This is a genomic window from Donghicola sp. XS_ASV15 (assembly GCF_041224595.1).
Taxonomy (GTDB): domain Bacteria; phylum Pseudomonadota; class Alphaproteobacteria; order Rhodobacterales; family Rhodobacteraceae; genus Donghicola.
The window spans coordinates 60,259-79,788 of the sequence record NZ_JBGFGN010000164.1 but is presented as its reverse complement, the minus strand read 5'-3'; the positions used below and the strand labels follow the sequence as shown (position 1 = coordinate 79,788).

Here is a 19,530-nt window from a genome sequence, read left to right as displayed (position 1 = left end):
CATGATGAAACGACTATTGATCACTGGCGCTGCGGGCGGATTGGGCACCATGTGCCGCACCCGTCTGGCGCATATGGCCAACATCCTGCGTTTGTCTGACGTCGTGCCGATGGGAGAGGCTGCTGCCAACGAAGAGCATGTGGTCTGCGATCTGGCAGACGAAGCCGCGGTCTTTGAATTGGTCAAGGATTGTGACGGGATCATCCACTTGGGTGGTGTGTCGGTCGAGAAGTCCTATGACCTGATCGAGGCGGCTAACATTCGTGGTCTCTATAACCTGTACGAGGCGGCGCGCGCGAACGGCAAGCCGCGGATCGTGTTTGCGAGTTCCAACCATACGATTGGCTACTACCCGCAGGACCAGCGCCTGACCGCAGACATGCCCACGCGGCCTGATGGGTGGTATGGTATCTCCAAGGTATTTGGCGAAGCTGTTGCCAGCATGTATCACTCGAAGTTCGGCCAAGAGACGGCGCTGCTGCGCATCGGCTCGTGCTTTGAAAAGCCCAAGGATCGCCGGATGATGGCAACGTGGCTGAGCTATGATGATTTCGTGTCACTGATGGAGCGGGTGTTTGCAGTGCCGAAACTGGGCTGCCCGATCATCTGGGGCGCGTCGGACAATACCTGCGGATGGTGGGATAACAGCCATCTGGGATGGCTGGGGTGGAAGCCCAAGGACGACAGTGAAGTGTTCCGCGAAGAGATTGAGCAGCAGCCCCGCAAGGCCGCCGACGCGCCAGATGTCCTGTGGCAAGGCGGGATGTTTACGGCAGAACCTGTGCATCGTGACTGAGGCCGCTTCCGCCTCCGGCGGGAGTATTTTGAGCAAAAAGAAGACAGGAGCGCTTTGTGGTTTGGCTGTTGGGATGGCTTGGAGCGCAGAGGAGATGAGAGATGGGATTTGAACCGCACGGCAAGCATTTGGTGGCCGGTGAGTGGGTTGCGGGCGACGCGACGTTTAAGAACGAGCCGGTGAGCGGCGCTGCGTTCGCGTTCAGCGTTGGTACGCCCGAGCTGGTGGATCAGGCGTGTCAGGCCGCCGAAGAGGCGTTCTGGGAGTATGGCTATTCCAGCCGCGAGACGCGCGCGCAGTTTTTGGAAGCGATCGCCGACGAGATTGATGCGCGCGGCGAGGCGATCACCGAGATTGGGTGTGCTGAGACTGGCCTGCCCGAGGCGCGTCTGGTGGGCGAGCGCGGTCGGACTGTTGGACAGATCCGTTTGTTTGCCAGCCATATTCGCGCAGGGGACTATCTGGACCGCCGGTATGATGAGGCTCTGCCGGATCGGGCGCCTTTGCCCCGTCCGGACCTGCGGATGATGCAGCGGCCCATCGGGCCAGTGGCGGTGTTCGGGGCCTCGAACTTTCCTTTGGCCTTCAGCACGGCGGGCGGCGATACGGCAGCGGCTTTGGCGGCGGGCTGTCCTGTTGTGGTCAAAGGCCATGGCGCGCATCCCGGCACCGGCGAGATTGTGGCCGAGGCCATTGCGGCGGCGGTGGAAAAGTGCGGCATGCCCAAGGGTGTGTTCAGCCTGATCCAAGGCGGCAAGCGCGATGTGGGGCAGGCTTTGGTGCAGCACCCGCTGATCAAGGCGGTTGGCTTTACCGGATCGCTCGGCGGCGGCCGCGCGCTGTTCGACCTGTGCGCGCAGCGGGACGAACCCATTCCGTTCTTTGGCGAGCTTGGGTCTGTAAACCCGATGTTCATGCTGCCCTCGGCTGTGGCGGCGCGTGGGGCCGCTTTGGGCGAGGCGTGGGCCGGATCGCTGACCATGGGCGCGGGGCAGTTCTGCACCAACCCCGGGATCGCGGTGGTGCTTGAGGGTTCCGAAGGCGAGGCGTTCGCTGAAGCGGCGCGCGCGGCGCTGTCCGAGAGCGGCGCGCAGGTCATGCTGACCGACGGGATCGCGGCGGCCTACCGCGATGGCGCGGCCAAGATGCAGGGCGCGGCCGGGGTGCAGGACATGCTGACATCCATGTGCGACACCCGCGAAGCCAAGCCGTTCCTGTTCCGCGTTTCTGCCGATGACTGGATCGGCAACCACGCCCTGAGCGAAGAAGTCTTTGGCCCGCTCAGTCTGGTGGTCGTGGCCAAGGACGAAGCCCAGATGATCGAAGTCGCGAAGTCGTTCGTCGGCCAGCTGACCGCGACCCTGCACATGGACGATAGCGATGCCACTCTGGCGCGCCGTCTGCTGCCGGTGCTCGAGCGCAAGGCAGGCCGGGTGCTGGCCAACGGCTTCCCCACAGGGGTCGAGGTTTGCGACAGCATGGTTCACGGCGGGCCCTATCCGGCGTCGACAAACTTTGGCGCCACCAGCGTGGGCACCCTGTCCATCCGCCGATTCCTGCGCCCCGTGTGCTACCAGAACATCCCCGCGTCGATCCTGCCGGACGATTTGGCGTAAGACCATCCAAGGAGACTAGAAAATGACCCCCAACGAGATCAAAGCAGCCCTTGGTTCGGGACTGCTATCGTTCCCCGTGACCCATTTCGACGGCAACGGTGCGTTCCAGCAGGACAGCTACCAGAAGCATATCGACTGGCTCGCGGGCTTTGATGCACCGGTTCTGTTCGCGGCGGGCGGCACGGGCGAATTTTTTTCGCTGACCCCATCGGAAATCCCGACCATCGTGCAGGCGGCCAAGGAAAGCGCAGGCAAAACCGCTATCGTGTCTGGTTGCGGCTATGGCACCGAAATGGCGGTCGAGATTGCTCAGTCCGTGCAGAAGGTCGGCGCGGATGGCATCCTTTTGCTGCCCCACTATCTGATCGACGCCCCCCAAGAGGGCCTGTTTGAACACGTCAAGAAAGTCTGCCAGTCGGTCGATTTCGGCGTGATGGTTTACAACCGTGACAATGCGGTGCTGCAGCCCGATACCCTTGCGCGCCTGTGTGATGAATGCCCCAACCTGATTGGCTTCAAGGATGGCACTGGCGATATCGGTCTGGTCCGCCAGATCACGGCCAAGATGGGCGACCGTCTGACCTATCTGGGGGGTATGCCCACCGCAGAGCTGTTTGCCGAGGCCTATCTGGGTGCCGGGTTCACCACCTATTCCTCGGCCGTGTTCAACTTTGTACCCGCGCTGGCGAACAAGTTCTACAACGCGCTGCGGGCCGGGGATCGCGCCACTTGCGAAGACATCCTGAAAGGCTTCTTCTATCCGTTCATGGACCTGCGTTCGCGCCGCAAGGGGTATGCTGTTTCGGCGATCAAAGCGGGTGTCCGCCTGGTTGGCTTTGACGCGGGCACCGTGCGGTCGCCCTTGTCGGACCTGACCCCCGAAGAAGAGCAGATCCTGCAGCAGATCATCGACGCCAACCCCGTCTGAGGTCCAAAATGAAGATCACCGACGTTCGCACCCACCTGTTGGAATACCGACTCGAGACGCCGTTCGAGAGCGCCTCGATGCGGTTCGACCGCCGCGCCCACGTGCTGGTGGAGGTCATCTGCGACGATGGCACCATCGGGTGGGGCGAATGTTTGGGGCCAGCGCGCCCCAACGCGTCGGTCGTCGCGGCCTACAAGGGCTGGCTAATCGGTCAGAATCCCATGGAGACCGAGAAAATCTGGGCCACTTGCTATAATGCGCTGCGCGATCAGGGTCAGCGCGGGCTGGCGGTCACAGCCTTGTCCGGCATTGATGTCGCCCTGTGGGATATCAAGGGCAAGGTGCTGGGCCAGTCCGTGTCCATGCTGCTGGGGGGCCGCTTCCGCGAGAGCGTTCGCGCCTATGCCACCGGCAGCTTCAAACGCGACGGCGTGGATCGGGTCGAGGATAACGCCAGTGAAATGGCCGCTCACAAGGCTGCCGGTTTCCACGCCGCCAAGATCAAGATCGGCTTTGACGTAGACGAGGATCTGCGCGTCATCCGTGCCGTGCGCGACGTGATGGGCGACGACATGCGCCTGATGATCGACGCCAACCACGGGTATGACGTGGTGGATGCGGTGCGTCTGGGGAACAAGGCCGCCGACTATGAAATCGACTGGTTCGAAGAGCCTGTCGTCCCCGAACAGCTGGGGGCCTATGCCGATGTGCGCGCCCGCCAACCGATCCCCGTGGCAGGGGGCGAGACATGGCACACCCGTTGGGGCTTTGCCGAGCCGTTTGCCAAGCGTCTGGTGGATATCGCGCAGCCTGACCTTTGCGGGGTGGGCGGCTTTACCGAGATGCGGCGCGTGGCCGATATGGCGGCGACCAGCGGCATCCGTCTGGTGCCGCACGTCTGGGGCACGGGCGTGCAGATTGCGGCGGCGCTACAGTGGATGGCGACGCAGATCCCCAGCCCCGTGCGCCCCAATCCCGTCGATCCGATCATGGAGTTCGACCGGACCCACAACCCCTTCCGTCAGGCTGTTTTGACCACTCCGATTGAACACCAGAACGGCGTCGTCCAGATCCCGAACGCACCCGGCTTGGGGATCGAGATCAACCGCGACGCGCTGCGTGAATTTGCCATGAAGGATGCGTGATGATTGACCGCAAACTAACCGGCGAGCCGCCGAAAACCATCCTGCCGCGCGGCACCATCGACACCCAGATGCACATGTACGTGCCGGGGTATCCGGCGGTGGATGGCGGGCCGGGCCTGCCACCCGCGCCCCTTCCGACCCCTGACATGTACCGCCGCGCGATGGAATGGCTCGGGATCGACCGCGTGGTGATCACCCAAGGAAACGCCCATCAAGCGGACAACGCATGTCTTTTGGCCTGCGTGGCCGAGATGGGCGATCTGGGTCGTGGTGTGGCGGTGATCAGCAAGGAAACCTCGGACGCCGAAATGGAGCGCCTGACAGAAGCTGGTATCGTCGGCGCGCGGATCATGGATCTGCCCGGTGGAGCTGTGGGCCTGGAGCAGCTAGAGGCCGTCGATGCCCAGGCTGCCGATGCGGGTTGGATGACCGCCGTGCAGTTCGACGGCACCGCCTTGCCCGATCTGGAGCCGCGTCTGAAGGCACTGAAATCCCGTTGGGTTCTAGACCATCACGGCAAGATTTTCGGCGGCGTCACTCCCACCCATGTGGACGCGATCAAGCGCTTGATTGACACGGGCAATGTCTGGTTCAAGTTCGCGGGCTGCTATGAGGCGACGCTGGTCGGTGGCCCCGACTACCCCGATATCGCCGAAGTCGCTCGGGACATCGCTGCCTATGCTCCCGAACGCGTCATCTGGGGCACCAACTGGCCGCATAATCTGGCGAAAAAGACCGAAGATTACCCCGATGACGCTGACTTGACCGATACAGTTCTGTCTTGGCTGCCAGACGAGAAATCCTTGCAGTTGGCACTGGTAGAAAACCCTCAGGAGCTTTACGGTTTTCCCAAATGGGAGTGAGGCATGAGACTGGTTTCTATCGGGGAATGTATGATTGAGCTGTCGGGCGCCGGAGCGAACCTCTGGCGTTCGGGTTTTGCAGGGGACACGTTTAACACGGCTTGGTACGCACGGGCGACTTTGCCCGCCGGATCAGTGGATTACGTGACCTGCGTGGGCACCGATCCGGTGTCGCAGCAGATGCTGGATTTCATGGGGGCAGGGGGCATCGGCACCGAATACGTGATGCGCCATCCGACCCGCGTGGCGGGCCTGTATATGATCACGCTGAAGGACGGTGAGCGCAGCTTTACCTACTGGCGCGATCAGGCGGCGGCGCGCTGTCTGGCCGATGATCCAGCGGCTTTGGCCGCGGCGGTGGACGGGGCTGATCTGGTGTACTTCTCGGGGATCACCTTGGGCATTCTGACCGCTGATCGCCGCGCCGCTTTGCTCGAGGCTCTGCAGGGGCAACGAGTCGCTTTTGATCCCAACCTGCGCCCGCGCCTGTGGCCAGACACCCAGACGATGTGCGAGGCCATCATGCAGGCTGCGCGGGTCAGTGAGATTGCCCTGCCGAGCTATGAGGATGAAGCGGATTATTTCGGGGACGCGGACCCTCAGGCGACATTGCAGCGCTACGCGGATGCGGGCGCGACCGAAATCGTGGTCAAGAACGGCGGTGGCGACATGCTTGTGCTGGCGGACGGCGAAACCCACCTGATCGAACCCGGTCCCAAGGCGCAGCCCGTGGATACCACTGGCGCGGGCGACAGCTTTAATGGTGCGTATTTTAGTGCCCGCTTACAGGGCGTACCCGCACCCGAAGCGGCGCGTTATGCCCACGGGATCGCTAAGCAGGTGATTGGACACAAAGGGGCGCTCATGCCCATGGACCAGATCGCAAAGGACGCGGCATGACCCGCATTCTTGCCTTTGGTGACAGCCTAACATGGGGCCACAAGCCCGAAGATGGTACCCGCCATCCCGCAGAGTTCCTGTGGCCAAACGTACTAGAACGGGAACTCGGGGTCGAAGTGATTTCCGAAGGCCTCGGTGGCCGCACCACTGTGTTCGACGATCACTCCGGTCCCTGTTGCCGCAACGGCGCCAAGGTGCTGCCAATCCTACTGCAGTCCCATAGCCCGCTGGATTTGGTGATCGTGATGCTTGGGACTAACGACCTGAAGCCCACGATCTGTGGCCGCGCCGAGGGCGCAACGGCGGGGATGAAGCGTCTGGCGCAGATCATTCGCACGCACCCCTATGACGGCATCGGGCAAGCGCCCAAGGTGTTGCTCGTCTCTCCGCCGCCCTGCGTGATCGGGCCGGATGGTGTGACGGGCGGTGGGCGTGATGTGGCAGAAACCCAGCGCCTCGCACCCATGTATCAGCAGTTGGCGCTGGACCTTGGCGTTGCGTTTTTCGATGCGGGAACGGTTGCCACAACCTCGGCCATTGATGGCGTGCATCTGCCCGCAGAAGACACTGCTGCTATCGGCCGAGCTCTGGTGGAACCGGCGCGGGAACTTCTCGGGCTGTAGAGCTTAGAGCGCATCCCGCAAAAGGGCGCGGTAACGCTGCTGACTACCCTTGAGATGTTGACGCATGGCAGCGCGGGCGCCTTCGTCGTCGCCGTTTGTAATCGCGGTGACGATGCTGTCATGCTCGCTGTTGATCATCTCGATGTAGCGCTTCGAGGCCGCGTTCGGGTCCGCTGCGTCCAATCCACGCCGCGGGATGCTGTTGGGGCCGATCATCTGAAGAAATTCCCCAAAGCGCGGATTGTTCGTGGCTTCGGCAATAGCGAGGTGCAGGGCGAAATCTGCCTCAGTCGACGGTTCGCTGGCATTGTTGAGTAGGGTCACACTGCGCAGCGCGTCTAAGATATTTTCTTCTTGGGAGGGGCTTCGGCGTTGCGCGGCAAGGCCGGCGGCTTCGACTTCGACGGCAGTGCGGAGTTCCAGCAGTTCGATCATCGAGGATAGGCGTGCACTATCAATATTCGTGAACGGGGCGGCAACCTGCTCCGAAGGCGGCAAAATATAGACGCCGGAGCCTTGTCGCGCCTCGACCAAACCGTCTGCGCGCAAAGCGGCGATGGCTTCGCGTACGACGGTGCGGCTGACGGCGTGTTCGCGGGTCAGTTGGGCCTCGCTCGGGAGCTTGTCACCAGGATTGTAGCTGCCAGATTGGATCAGCGCGCGTAAATCGTCGCTGAGTGTAGCTACCAATGATCGTCTTGTTGGATGGCTGATCGCTTTGCTCCTGATTTCGGTGGGTTGGGCGGTGCCCATCCCTCTGAAGCGCCGTGGCGCTCTTGTCTTGTGTCCTGAGTATATAGTTACAGGACAGCCCAAGAGAATTGCAATTGCCGCTGTGCGAAGGGGTTAGATTCCTACGGGGGGCGGGGAACCGTTTCGGCTCTGATGGAGTTGGCTCATTGGCCGAAAAAGGAGAGATGCCGTGGTGGGAAAATACCTCTGGAAGCTGCGGCAGGTGCTCAAGGAAATCTGGGTACGGGTTCTTGGGTATGGTCTGGTGGCTGTGCTGGCGGCAGTGGTATCGCCCACGCTTGCGCCGTACGTGCCCCAGAATATGCGGTTCGATCCAGGCGACGGGGCGGTTGAAGAGGTCCTGCAGATCATCGCATCGTCAATGTTGGCGGTGACCACCTTCTCTCTGTCGATCGCAGTGCAAGCCTATGCCGCTGCCGCGACGTCCGCCACGCCTCGGGCGACGGCGCTGCTACAGCAAGACCCCACGACGCAGAATGTTCTGGCAACATTTCTAGGTGCGTTTTTGTTCAGTCTGATGGCGATTATCGGGCTCGAGGCAGGGCTTTATAGCGATGATGGCAAATTTCTGTTGTTCGTGGCGACAGTGCTCGTTGTGGCGACGGTTGTCTTGGCCCTGCTGCGCTGGATTTCGCATCTGATAAATTTTGGTCGGATGAATGATACGCTGGCGCGGGTCGAGCGTGCGGCGATCCAGTCGATCAAGGTTCGGGTCGAGAACCCTTGTCTAGGCGGTGTCCCACGGCTTGGCGCGGTCCCGCCTGACGCGCGTGCAATCTACCCCGTCGAAGTGGGATATGTGCAGCACGTAGATGTAGCAGGCCTGCAAAAAAATGTCGAAGAACAGGAGCGAGAGGTTTGGGTGGCAGAACCTCCGGGTCAATTTGTGCATCCTGCGAACCCGATCCTCTACGTGTCAGGCGGGCCACTAGACGAGGAGCAAGAGAATACCCTGCGCGAAGGCGTGACGGTCGGACCCGAGCGCAACTTTGATCAGGACCCGCGGTTTGGATTGGTCGTGATGTCAGAGATCGCGCTGCGCGCATTGTCCCCGGCTGTGAATGATCCCGGTACCGCGATTGACGTCATCTCGCGGCAGGCCCGTGTCCTGTCGCACTGGAAGCCTGTGTCCGTTGACGCTCCGGCGTGCGATAAAGTGCATGTGCCACCCATTACGGGACAAAACTTGATTGAAGACGCCTTTCACGCTCTTGCGCGGGATGGTGCGGGTTTTGTCGAAGTGCAGGTGCGGCTGCAGATGGTCCTGAGTGCACTGGCTGGAAGCGCGCCTGATATTTTCGAAGAGGCGGCGCGCGCGCTCGCGACACTCGGGATCGAGCGGTGCGAAACTGCAAAGATGTGCGAGGGTGACATGGCGAATGTCCAATCCCATGCATCTCTTGTTCGGAATGTGTAATTCCAAATTTGCGCCAAAAGTAATTTCGGAACCTTTTAACGAGTAGCGCGTCTCTGTACTAATTGCTGTATTTCGGGCGTCCGATTGGGGGGATATTTGTGAAGCAGACGATGAAACACGATCACGGTCCCGTCTGCGGGCAATTGGTGCCCAAACAGGATCTTCTTCAGCGCCTGCGCGACGAGAGCCGCAGCGCCCACGAAGCTCTGGATCAGAGCTTCCTTCCGTTTCAGAAAAATCCAGCAGAACACCTGAAGCCCTTTCTTGCGGCGCAAATGGCTGGTCTCACGGCATTATCAACAGCAGTGCGTACCTCGCCTGACCGCGAAACACTGGGTCTGATCTCTGAGATGTTGGACCGATTGGAGCAAGACTGCCGACATTATGGGCTCTCTGTTCCTGTGGTGCGGCACAAGCGTGAGCTGCATCCTGTGGCACTCTCCTACTTGGTGATCGGGTCGCGATTGGGGACCGAAGTTCTGCGGCGAAAGTTGATGGAAAGCGAATTGGACCACGTGCCACTTTATTTCGCGCCGCAAGAATACAAGGCAATATGGCGGGAATTGTGCCTCAGGTTGGGGGCAATGCCGGCTATCGGCGCCGAAGCAGAGGATATCTGCACTAGCGTAATTGCGGGTTTCGAGCTATTCCAAGAGGCTGAAACCCTGACACGCGATCTGACAGAGAAATCCTTGTGACAGATGCCATTTCTTCCGGTTCGCCCTACGAGGGCGAAGTTGATCTGACGACTTGCGACCGTGAACCGATTCACATTCTGGGGCGCGTACAATCCTACGGCGCGCTCGTCGCAGTATCGTCCGATTGGATGATTCAGCACGTCTCTGAAAATATCGGATCCTTTGTCGGATCGACGCCTGCAGAGCTTGTTGGTACGCCGCTGGACACGGTGCTGCCCGCAGCCGCCATGTCGCGCATCCGCGCCAAAGTTCTAGATGGCCGCGAAAGTGTGAACCGGTTGTTCGGTATCCGCCTTATGGATCCTATGGTCAGGTATGATGTGTCGATCCATCGGAGTGGCCGTCATCTGATCATCGAGTTCGAGCCAAAGGCAGACTCGACGCGCGATGATGATTCACTGTCCGACGTCTATCCACTGATCCAACGTATTCGCGCGGCGGGCTCGCTAACGCAGGTGACAACCGAAGCGGCACGGGCCGTGCGGCTCCTGTCCGGTTTCGACAGCGTCATGGTCTATCAGTTTCAGGCAGACGATTCCGGATCGGTGGTGGCCGAGGATCGCCGTGGTGATTTGCCTAGCTATATGGGGCTGCGGTTTCCTGCCTCTGACATTCCAGTGCAGGCGCGTGCATTGTACAAGCGCAGTCTGCTGCGGCTGATTGCTGATGTGAACGACGAAGGGGCCGCAATCCATCCCCAGGTCTCGCCCGAAGGCAAACCGCTGGACCTGTCTTTGTCGGTCACCCGTGCAGTTTCCCCGATCCACATCGAATATCTGCGGAACATGGGTGTCGAAGCTTCTATGTCCGTGTCCATCATGCGCAACGGAGAGCTTTGGGGCCTGTTCGCGTGTCACCATCGCACGCCGCGCCACGTAGAGTTTGAACGCCGCACAGCGATCGAGCTTTTTGCCCATCTGTTCTCTTATGAACTCACCCACCTTGAAGAGCAGCAGCGCAGCCGCGCCCAAGGAGAAATGGCCAACCTGCAGACCCGCCTGATGGCGTTGATGGCAGATGGCGATGACCTGTCGGAGAGTTTGCTCAAGGTTTCGGGGGATCTGCGGGATGTCATCCCCCATGACGGGATGGTGCTTTACGCTGATGGGGATTTCCACGCCACTGGCGGGACCCCGACCGAAGAAGAATTCAAGGGACTCGCACGGTTCTTGAACACCACAGCTGCGTCAGGTGTCTTTGCGACAGATTGCATCGGAGGTCAGTACCCTCCTGCAGCGGATTGTGTCGACCGGTTTGCGGGGCTGCTGGCCATTCCGATTTCGCGCCGGCCGCGTGACTATCTGGTGCTGTTCCGCCGCGAGATCGCAACTGCTGTGACATGGGCTGGAAATCCCACCAAGCCGGCCGTGCCAGGCCCGAACGGATTGCGCCTGACACCGCGCAAGAGTTTTGAAGCCTGGCGCGAGATCGTCGCAGGCCACTGTGCGCCTTGGAACCAACACACGCGTCATTCGGCGGAATTGCTTCGCGTCCTTCTGCTGGAGATTTTCCTGAAAATCACCGACGCGACGGCTGATGAACGCAAAAAGGCGCAAGAGCGGCAAGAGCTTCTGATCTCTGAGTTGAATCACCGTGTTCGCAATATCCTGAACTTGATGCGCGGACTGGTAAAGCAGAGCGTGCAAGAGCGCGACACTATCGGTGAGTTCACCACGCGTCTTGATGGCCGAATCCAGTCGCTTGCACGGGCCCATGATCAGCTCACAGATGACGAGTGGGATTATGCATCGCTTTTGGACCTGATTGATCTGGAACTGGCAGCTTATGTCGGCAAGAACAGCGAGCGGATTGAAATTCTGGGCACAGATGTTCAGATCGCGCCCAAAGCGTTCACCAATCTGGCTTTGGTGGTGCACGAGTTGGTCACCAACTCGGTCAAATACGGGTCTCTTGGAAGCGAAAGCGGTCGTTTGATCATCGCGTTGGGGCAGGACACCGCCGGTGCGTTGACCATCGATTGGCGCGAGCGCGGGGGGCCGCCCGTCACGCCGCCCAAGCGCCGTGGTTTCGGATCTTCGATCATCGAGCGTTTCGTCCCGTTTGAACTGCAAGGTGAGGCCGACATTCAATACAAGATGACCGGCGTCGAGGCGCGGTTCGTCATTCCGGCAAGCTACGTGCAGTTTGTGGCTAAAGAAACCAAGAGGGACGAGAACGCCGATGCTGCGAGCGGCCCCGTATCGTTGCAGGGTGTCTCGCTGGTTCTTGAGGATACTATGATTATCGCGATGGATGCCGCAGACATCCTGACCGAGATGGGTGCCCAAGACGTCAGGATCGCGTCAAACGTCGCGGATGCTCTGCGCGAGATCGAGGCAAACACCATCGAGCTGGCCGTTCTGGATGTGAATCTCGGGTCTGAACAATCCCTACCGGTGGCCGAAAAACTGGCCGAACTCGGTGTGCCTTTCATTGTGGCAACTGGCTACGGTGACAGGGATGATCTAACCGGTTTGTACCCGCCATGCCCCTTTGTCCGTAAGCCGTTTTCGAACGAAACGCTTGAAGTGGCTATATCCACGGCTATGTCGCACAGCAAAAAGTGATTTTGCTTTATGTGCTAAAGTCTGTAGGGTCGGTCATGTGAAAGGTGGGTTCCAGAGACGATGAGTATCCTTCTAGGTGATTTACATATTGACGCATCCGCGCTGGAGACAGTGATCGGGACCGTAGCGCGTCGCGCTGATCTTTGCGTCAAAGTCCTTGATCCGAAGGGCGTTATTCGAGCGGTGAACCCGCGCGGGCTCGACCTTTTGCAGGTTCAAAAAGATGACTTTTGCGGGAATGTTTGGACGGACCTGTGGGATGGCGAATCCCAACAGCGTGCCATCAAGGCGGTCGAGCAGGGGCTTGGCGGTATAGCGAACAGCTTTACCGGCACGTTCCAGACCGGAGACGGCGTGACGCGGTCTTGGGTCATTGAAGTTGTGCCGCTTGAGTTGCAGTCAGGTGGGGAGCCATCGCTGTTGGTCATCTCGTCCGATGTGACATCGCGCCCTTACACTCTTGATGCTTCGCCCGACGCAATCGCCTCTCTTGAGGCATTGTTCGAGGCAAACAAGGCTGCGCTTCATAATCTGAACAACATCGTGAGCATGACCGCAGGGGCGGCGCGCATTCTGTCCCGTCAACCAGATGCATCCAAAATCGAGATGCTCTCGCAGCACCTGCACGAGTGCAGCCTGAAGTGTAACGAAGCGATTGCCCGTCTGCAGGGCGCGGTCGAGGCTGTCGAAGGCACCCAGAATACGAAGAATTAACTCTTCGGCAGAGTGCGGGCCACCAACTCTACAAAGCTTGAATAGCTGTCAAAGCTGGCCGTCTTCGGGATGCTGGCCGGATCGGTCTTGTGGTAGCCGGCTGTGTACAGCAAAAAGGGCAGGTCCGCGCGGCGGGCGGTCTCTGCATCGACTTCGCTGTCTCCCACATAGAGAATTGCGCCTTCGCCCATTGCATCTGCGGCGGCAAAGAGCATGGCAGGGTCGGGCTTGTGATGGGGCAGAGTGTCGCCACCGACCACTGCGTCGAAGAATGATGCCAGATCCAAGTGCTTCAGGATCGCCTCGGTTGCAGCGAATGGCTTGTTTGTGCAAATCCCAAGCTTGTGCCCTTGATCTCGCAGCGAACAAAGAGCGTCAACAACGCCATCGTAGATTACGGTCAGGTCCACCGCACTGACGTAGCCAATCTTAAAGGCGGTCAACAGGCGACCTTGTTCGCTGTCTGGAATATCCCGCGCGGCCCGCATTCTGGCGACAAAGGTGGGTGCGCCATTTCCGATAAAGCTGCGGGTTTGCTCTAGGGTGATCGGGCTGTAGCCTTCGGCCCCAAGCACGCCATTTGCGACGGCTTGGATGTCCGGGGCGCTGTCGATCAGCGTCCCGTCCAAATCAAAAATGATCCGCGCCATTCAGAGTGCGCTTTCGGCCGCAGTGCGGATGGTGGAAATGTTCTTGCCATAGACGTCTGGCGCATCGACAGAACCGCCGCGGAACACCGCAGAGCCCGCCACCAAGACATCTGCCCCCGCAGCAGAGACCAGCGGCGCAGTGGTCGGATCAACCCCGCCGTCGATTTCAATGTGGACAGGGCGGTCGCCAATCATTTCGCGCAGTTTGCGGATCTTGGTGGTCATGTCGATGAACTTCTGACCGCCGAAACCGGGGTTCACGGTCATCACGCATACCAGATCCGTCAGGTCCAAGAGGTGTTCAATCGCATCCGCAGGGGTGCCAGGGTTCAGCGCGACGCCTGCCTTCATGCCAGCGCCGCGGATCGCTTGCAGCGTCCGGTGGATGTGAGGGCCTGCCTCGATATGAGCAGTCAGATAGTCGGCGCCAGCATCCGCGTAAGCGTCAATATACGCGTCCACGGGACTAATCATCAGATGTACGTCCATGACGGTTTTCACATGAGGACGGAACGCTTTGACGGCGGGCGGGCCAAAAGTCAGGTTTGGTACGAAGTGGCCATCCATGACATCCACATGGACCCAGTCAGCGCCTTGGGCTTCGATGGCCTGAATTTCCTGACCGAAGTTGGCGAAATCTGCCGACAGGATCGAAGGGGCAATTTTGATAGACCGGTCAAAGCTCATCTGGCGTCTCCTTGGTGGCGCGAAAAGCCGCGCGGAATCTTGATGATGGGTCTAGCGTATTTACCCGTTTTTGGCAGCGGCAAAATGCGCGCTGTGATACGAAGGTTGGGCTAAATGGTTCGCTCAAAAAATAAGCAATTGAGAGAATCATGGGTAATAATTGCGCGTTGCTTCATTGTGGTGTCACGCTCTGCGCGGGATAGTCCTCGCAGGAGGACAGAATGAAGACCCCGCCACTCATAGTTTTTACCGATTTAGACGGCACCCTTTTGGATCATGACACCTATGACTGGTCGCCAGCAGAGCCGGTTTTAACAAAGCTGACCGAGCAGGGTATTCCGGTCATCCTCACAAGTTCGAAAACCGCGCCCGAAATCGCAGAGTTGCGCAGTGCGATGGGACTCGACCGCTGGCCTGCCATTTGTGAAAACGGGGCTGGTGTGATGCCCGCAGGTGCAGGGGAGCTTCCTGATCCCGGACCCTATGCCAAGCTGCGCGCGGCCCTAAATGAGGTGCCCTCAGAGCTGCGGCAATACTATCGCGGGTTCGGTGATATGGATGCAAACGGCGTTGCCGATGCAACAGGGCTTCCTGTCGGTAGTGCCGCCAAGGCTGCGACTCGCGCATTTTCCGAACCGGGAATATGGTCCGGGTCGGACGCAAACCGCGACGCTTTTATTGCAGCCCTGGCTGATCTTGGGGTGACATGTCGGGATGGCGGTCGCTTTTTGACGCTAGGGTGGGGGCGCCTGAAATCTGATGCCATGGCCGAGGTGCTGGATATGTACGGCACACCGCCGAGCATCGCTTTGGGGGACGCGCCCAATGACATTGAAATGATCGAACAAGCCACCCATGGCGTGATCATCCCCAACCCACACCGCACGCCTCTGCCCCCTGTAAACGGAGAGCTGGAGGGGCGCGTGATCAGGGAACTTTCGCCTGGCCCGACAGGTTGGGCACACGCGGTTCAAACGCTCCTGCGCCGTTATGAATAATGAATAAGGATCAAAGCTTTGGCTGATTTTCACCAGAATGGACACATCGCTACGCTTCATAACCTGCGGGCCAAAACCGCAGAAGAAATGAGCCATGAGCTGACCACTTTTTCAAAGGACCGCAAGATCACCCTGATCCTGCCTTGTCTCTATTCCGAGTTGGAGCTGCCCGCGATTGAGAGCATCGTCGACGAGCTCTCGCGGGTCCCATATTTGCATCGGATTATCATCGGGCTCGACCGCGCGAATGCAGAGCAATATGCACATGCCGTCAAGTTCTTCTCGCGTCTTCCACAGAACCATGTGGTGATCTGGAACGATAGCCCGCGTAATCTGGCGATCGGGGAGCGGCTCAAGGCGCACGGGCTGTATCCTTCCGAGCCGGGTAAGGGAAAGAACGTCTGGGGTTGTCTGGGCTATATGATGGCCTGCCGCGATAGCTCGGTGATGGCGATTCACGACTGTGATATCGTGACCTACAACAAGGATATGCTCACGCGTCTCGTTTATCCGGTTGTGAACCCGCGGTTCCCCTATCAATTGTCCAAAGGGTACTATCCGCGGATCGGCGATGGAAAGATCAACGGCCGCGTCACCCGTCTGCTGGTCAGCCCATTGCTCATTGCCTTGAAGAAGGTGGTAGGGGACAAGGACTACATCGATTTCCTGCGCAGCTTCCGCTATCCGCTCTCGGGCGAATTCGCGATGCGTACAGCGATGTTGCCCGACCTGCGCATCCCCAGTGATTGGGGGCTGGAAATCGGTGTTCTGTCCGAAGCTTGGCGCAACTTGGCACCCAAGTCGGTGTGTCAGGTCGAGATCAGTGATGCCTACGACCACAAACATCAGGAGCTGTCACCCGAGGACGCGGAAACAGGTTTGAACCGCATGTCCACCGACATCTGCAAGGCGATCTTCCGCAAGCTGGCAGCGGACGGCACAGTCTTTACCGGAAACGTGTTTCGAACGCTCAAGGCGGTATACTACCGTACGGCTCTGGACCTGCTCGAAAGCTATTACAACGATGCCGAGATGAATGGCCTGTCGATTGACCGCCATAAAGAAGAGCGCAGCATCGAACTGTTTGCTGAGAACATCATGAACGCGGGTCATGCCTTCCTTGATAACCCGTTCGAGACCCCGTTCATTCCCACGTGGTCACGTGTGCACGCAGCGGATTCGATGCTGATGGCCGACATGCTGACAGCGGTCAAACAGGACTACGCAGATCTCGCCTGATCTCCAAGCTGCAAATCGGTAGCGACCCAGCTGAGGTATTCCCTGAGCGCTGGGTCGTTCCGTTTGCAGTAAGACCACTTCATGTGCTTTTGCACCGTGATGAATCCGGCTTGTCGCAAGATATCCAGATGCCGACTCGCGGTCGGCTGAGCGATCTGTAGTGCCTCGGCAATCAGACTCATACACACGCCGAATTGCTTAGGGTCCGCAGACCACTGACCTGCAAAGTGGGTTTCCGGTGCCGCCAAAAGGCGCAGGATCTGTAGCCGCTGCGCGCTGGCCATCGCTTTTATTTGAATTGATCGGTCCATGCGTCTATTCATATCGTTAATTAGCTAAATGACAATGGGAGGATGGTTGATGCTAAAGCTACCCCACACCTCGGTGATCGAAGGCAATCAGGTCCGTTGGGGATGCCTGGGGCAAGGACCTGCTCTGGTTGCTTTGCATGGCACACCGTTCTCCGCGCAGGTCTGGCGTCGGATCATTCCGCATCTTTGTGCGGACCGGACTGTCTATTTCTATGACATGCCCGGATACGGACAGTCAGAAAAGCGAGAGGGGCAGGATGTATCCTTGGGTGTCCAGAACACCGTGCTCGCTGGATTATTTGCGGAATGGAATTTGAACAAGCCAGATGTGCTGGCTCATGATTTTGGCGGCGCGACGGCCCTGCGTGCGTGCTACCTGAATGGTCTACGCTACAGGTCTTTGACGATATTTGATGCAGTCGCTCTTGCGCCTTGGGGCTCGCCATTTGTTCAGCATGTGCGCCAGCACCAAGAGGCCTTTGCGGGTATGCCAAGCTATATGCACGAAGCATTGCTTCGGGCATATTTGCAGACCTCGGCAAACGTGCCACTGACCCAAGAGGCGATGGGAATCTATGCAGAACCGTGGATCGGTCCGGTTGGCCAGCCAGCGTTCTACCGCCAGATCGCGCAAATGGATCAGCGGTATACGGACGACATCGAAGGGCTTTTTGGCGTCATGGACTGCCCAGTCACCGTTCTATGGGGAACCGAAGATGCGTGGATCCCGTTTGCCAAAGGCAAGGAACTCGCGGCCAAAATTTCAGAGGCACCGCTTGTTCCGATCTGGGGGGCGGGCCATCTGGTTCAAGAAGACCGCCCCGAAGCCATCGTTGCGGCGGTCCTGAAGACCATTCGCCTTACTGGCGATTGCTGATCCAGCGGCATTGATAAGGCTCGAGTCGGATTTTGGTCCCTGACGGATGGATCACGTCGCCGGTCAGCAGGTCGTACCAGTCGTGCCCGTCGATGAGGTTGATCGCGACGGGATCGATCTCAAGCACCTCGTCGCTGACGTTGTGGAGGGCAAAAATCGACTGATCTCGCTCCAGACTCTGGCGCCAGATGCCAAAAATCCGGTCGTCCAGTTGGAGCGTGAATTGCGTGGCGTTTGGATGGAACGCGGGCTGCCGTCCGCGGATCGCAATCCGTCGTTTCATCTCGGTCAGCACGCGGCTCTGGGTGCTTTGGGGATCAGACAGCGCGGTATTCAAGGCGGGATAATCCCAGCGATGGCGATTAATCGCGCGGTTCACACCCGTCTTCTCAACACCAGCCAGATCATTTGCGGTCGCTAGTAGAACATGGATGTAGAAGGCCGGGATCCCCTCTAGCGCCATGACAATGCTCTGGGCTGCAAGGAAACGTTCGATTTGCAGCGCGTCCTGCCCCTTCATCGTGCCCTTGAGCGCGTCAAAGAACGTAATGTTCAGCTCATACGGGCTTTGACCGCCATTGGGCAGGCTCCGCATGGAAACGAGGCCGCCGTGGGCTTTGACGCAATCGATGACCTGCTCGGTTTCGATAGGTGGCAGAATCCCTTCGGCGGGGCGCATTCCAATCCCGTCATGGCTGGCCGAGAAATTCAGGTAGGCACATCCAAGTTGAGCAGGGGGCATCGTCGCCTGCCATCGGTTCAGGTATTTCGCAGAGCCCGATAACATTGCGTGTAGCAGCAGGGGCGGCAGCGAAAAGTTGTAGACCGCATGTGCCTCGTTTCGATTGCCAAAGTAGGACAGATTTTCGGCATTCGGCACATTGGTCTCGGTCAGCAGGATCACAGGCTCCTGCGCGAAATCCGCCAGCAACCGCATCAGGCGCACAATGGCATGGGTCTGCGGCATATGGATCGATTTGGTGCCGATTTCCTTCCAGATAAAGGCCACGGCATCCAGACGAACGATGCGTACACCGTTGTCGATATGCAGACGGGTGACCCGCAAGAATTCCAAAAGAACCTCTGGATTGCGGAAGTCCAAATCGACCTGATCGTGGCTAAAGGTGCACCAAACGTGGCGTGTGCCGTTGGCGGTTTGCACTTCGCGCAGCAGGGGCTGAGTTCGCGGTCGCACCACGTCGGACAGATCATCTTCGGGCGAGGCCTCAAAGAAGAATTTGTCATAGGGCTCGTGGCCCTGACGGTATTCATTGAACCAAGTGGACTGGCTGCTGACATGATTCAGCACCAGATCGGACATCAGTTTGAACTCTTTAGCGATGCGCTGAATGTCCGGCCAATCCCCCAGAGTGGGGTTCACCGCGCGGTAGTCCGTTACGGCAAACCCGTCGTCTGAGGTAAAGGGAAAGAAGGGCAGGATATGAACGCCGTTCACCACACCTTTGAGATGACGAGTCAGAAAATCACGCAACAAATCCAAAGGTTTGTGCTGCCCGTCACGGATCGAATTCCCGTAGGTGATGACCATGCAGTCACGTTCTGACCACAGGTTGTTCGAAGGGAAACGCGCGCGTTTGCGGCGCGATGTGCCTTCGGGCCAGAAGGCGTCTTGAACTGCTTGGCTGAGGTCTGCGGGGTTGTGGTCGGGGTAAATCTGCGTGAGCAGGTCGTGCAGGCGGATCAGAAAAGGGTCGCGCATAATCAAATAGGGCCTTCTTTTTAGGCCA

19 protein-coding genes are annotated in these 19,530 nt (G+C 59.0%); 14 read left to right on the top strand and 5 right to left on the bottom strand.

Annotated features, from left to right (window positions below):
- The first annotated feature begins 1 nt into the window (after position 1).
- The 7 genes from AB9K37_RS18660 to AB9K37_RS18630 all read left to right on the top strand — a co-directional run bounded on the left by AB9K37_RS18660 (position 2) and on the right by AB9K37_RS18630 (position 6,871).
- A complete protein-coding gene (locus tag AB9K37_RS18660) occupies positions 2-796 on the top strand; it encodes an NAD-dependent epimerase/dehydratase family protein (protein ID WP_369841694.1) in 795 nt (264 codons plus the stop codon).
- Between the two features lie 101 nt (positions 797-897).
- A complete protein-coding gene (locus AB9K37_RS18655; RefSeq protein ID WP_369841691.1) occupies positions 898-2,412 on the top strand; it encodes an aldehyde dehydrogenase (NADP(+)) in 1,515 nt (504 codons plus the stop codon).
- 22 nt (positions 2,413-2,434) lie between these two features.
- Positions 2,435-3,340, top strand: coding sequence for a 5-dehydro-4-deoxyglucarate dehydratase (gene kdgD / locus AB9K37_RS18650; protein ID WP_369841688.1), 906 nt, complete (start codon positions 2,435-2,437; stop codon positions 3,338-3,340).
- 8 nt (positions 3,341-3,348) lie between these two features.
- Positions 3,349-4,485 carry a mandelate racemase/muconate lactonizing enzyme family protein gene (locus AB9K37_RS18645; RefSeq protein ID WP_369841685.1) on the top strand — a complete coding sequence of 379 codons (1,137 nt, stop codon included), beginning with the start codon at positions 3,349-3,351 and terminating at the stop codon, positions 4,483-4,485.
- A complete protein-coding gene (locus AB9K37_RS18640) occupies positions 4,485-5,348 on the top strand; it encodes an amidohydrolase family protein (RefSeq protein ID WP_369841682.1) in 864 nt (287 codons plus the stop codon). Before AB9K37_RS18645 ends, AB9K37_RS18640 begins: the two co-directional genes overlap by 1 nt.
- Before the next feature lie 3 nt (positions 5,349-5,351).
- Positions 5,352-6,248, top strand: coding sequence for a sugar kinase (locus AB9K37_RS18635; RefSeq protein ID WP_369841679.1), 897 nt, complete (start codon positions 5,352-5,354; stop codon positions 6,246-6,248).
- A complete protein-coding gene (locus AB9K37_RS18630; protein WP_369841676.1) occupies positions 6,245-6,871 on the top strand; it encodes an SGNH/GDSL hydrolase family protein in 627 nt (208 codons plus the stop codon). The genes AB9K37_RS18635 and AB9K37_RS18630 overlap by 4 nt, the downstream gene beginning before the upstream one ends.
- 3 nt (positions 6,872-6,874) lie before the next feature.
- On the opposite strand, the gene AB9K37_RS18625 is transcribed toward AB9K37_RS18630, so the two are convergent.
- Positions 6,875-7,561 carry a FadR/GntR family transcriptional regulator gene (locus AB9K37_RS18625; protein WP_369841673.1) on the bottom strand — a complete coding sequence of 229 codons (687 nt, stop codon included), beginning with the start codon at positions 7,559-7,561 and terminating at the stop codon, positions 6,875-6,877.
- Positions 7,562-7,793: 232 nt separating this feature from the next.
- Between AB9K37_RS18625 and AB9K37_RS18620 the strand changes: the two genes are divergently transcribed.
- From AB9K37_RS18620 to AB9K37_RS18605, 4 genes are all read left to right on the top strand, one after another.
- On the top strand, positions 7,794-9,041 hold the full coding sequence (locus tag AB9K37_RS18620; RefSeq protein WP_369841670.1) for a DUF2254 domain-containing protein: 1,248 nt from the start codon (positions 7,794-7,796) through the stop codon (positions 9,039-9,041).
- A 110-nt stretch (positions 9,042-9,151) separates the two neighbouring features.
- Positions 9,152-9,739: a biliverdin-producing heme oxygenase gene (locus tag AB9K37_RS18615; RefSeq protein ID WP_369841667.1), complete on the top strand. Its 588-nt coding sequence runs from the start codon at positions 9,152-9,154 to the stop codon at positions 9,737-9,739.
- Positions 9,736-12,306 (top strand): HWE histidine kinase domain-containing protein, encoded by a 2,571-nt coding sequence (locus AB9K37_RS18610; protein WP_369841664.1) that lies wholly within the window; start codon positions 9,736-9,738, stop codon positions 12,304-12,306. The genes AB9K37_RS18615 and AB9K37_RS18610 overlap by 4 nt, the downstream gene beginning before the upstream one ends.
- A 60-nt stretch (positions 12,307-12,366) precedes the next feature.
- Positions 12,367-13,020: a PAS domain-containing protein gene (locus tag AB9K37_RS18605; RefSeq protein ID WP_369841661.1), complete on the top strand. Its 654-nt coding sequence runs from the start codon at positions 12,367-12,369 to the stop codon at positions 13,018-13,020.
- Here the strand turns inward: AB9K37_RS18605 and gph are convergent.
- Together gph and rpe are read right to left on the bottom strand one after the other, a co-directional pair.
- Positions 13,017-13,670, bottom strand: coding sequence for a phosphoglycolate phosphatase (gph, locus tag AB9K37_RS18600; protein WP_369841658.1), 654 nt, complete (start codon positions 13,668-13,670; stop codon positions 13,017-13,019). The genes AB9K37_RS18605 and gph overlap by 4 nt on opposite strands.
- Positions 13,671-14,357 (bottom strand): ribulose-phosphate 3-epimerase, encoded by a 687-nt coding sequence (rpe, locus tag AB9K37_RS18595; protein WP_369841656.1) that lies wholly within the window; start codon positions 14,355-14,357, stop codon positions 13,671-13,673. It abuts the gene before it with no gap.
- Between the two features lie 221 nt (positions 14,358-14,578).
- Between rpe and AB9K37_RS18590 the strand changes: the two genes are divergently transcribed.
- On the top strand, positions 14,579-15,355 hold the full coding sequence (locus tag AB9K37_RS18590) for an HAD-IIB family hydrolase (protein ID WP_369841654.1): 777 nt from the start codon (positions 14,579-14,581) through the stop codon (positions 15,353-15,355).
- 18 nt (positions 15,356-15,373) lie between these two features.
- The gene (locus AB9K37_RS18585; RefSeq protein ID WP_369841651.1) at positions 15,374-16,594 is read left to right on the top strand and encodes a glycosyl transferase; all 1,221 of its coding nucleotides are present in this window, start codon (positions 15,374-15,376) and stop codon (positions 16,592-16,594) included.
- Here AB9K37_RS18585 and AB9K37_RS18580 read toward each other — a convergent pair.
- Complete coding sequence (locus AB9K37_RS18580; protein ID WP_369842047.1) at positions 16,576-16,776, bottom strand: ArsR/SmtB family transcription factor; 201 nt, start codon at positions 16,774-16,776, stop codon at positions 16,576-16,578. The two genes, AB9K37_RS18585 and AB9K37_RS18580, sit on opposite strands and share 19 nt — an antisense overlap.
- 178 nt (positions 16,777-16,954) lie before the next feature.
- Here AB9K37_RS18580 and AB9K37_RS18575 point away from each other — a divergent pair, with 178 nt between their 5' ends.
- Positions 16,955-17,782 (top strand): alpha/beta fold hydrolase, encoded by an 828-nt coding sequence (locus AB9K37_RS18575; protein WP_369841648.1) that lies wholly within the window; start codon positions 16,955-16,957, stop codon positions 17,780-17,782.
- Here AB9K37_RS18575 and AB9K37_RS18570 read toward each other — a convergent pair.
- Positions 17,766-19,502 (bottom strand): sugar phosphorylase, encoded by a 1,737-nt coding sequence (locus AB9K37_RS18570; RefSeq protein ID WP_369841645.1) that lies wholly within the window; start codon positions 19,500-19,502, stop codon positions 17,766-17,768. The genes AB9K37_RS18575 and AB9K37_RS18570 overlap by 17 nt on opposite strands.
- Positions 19,503-19,530 lie beyond the last annotated feature (28 nt).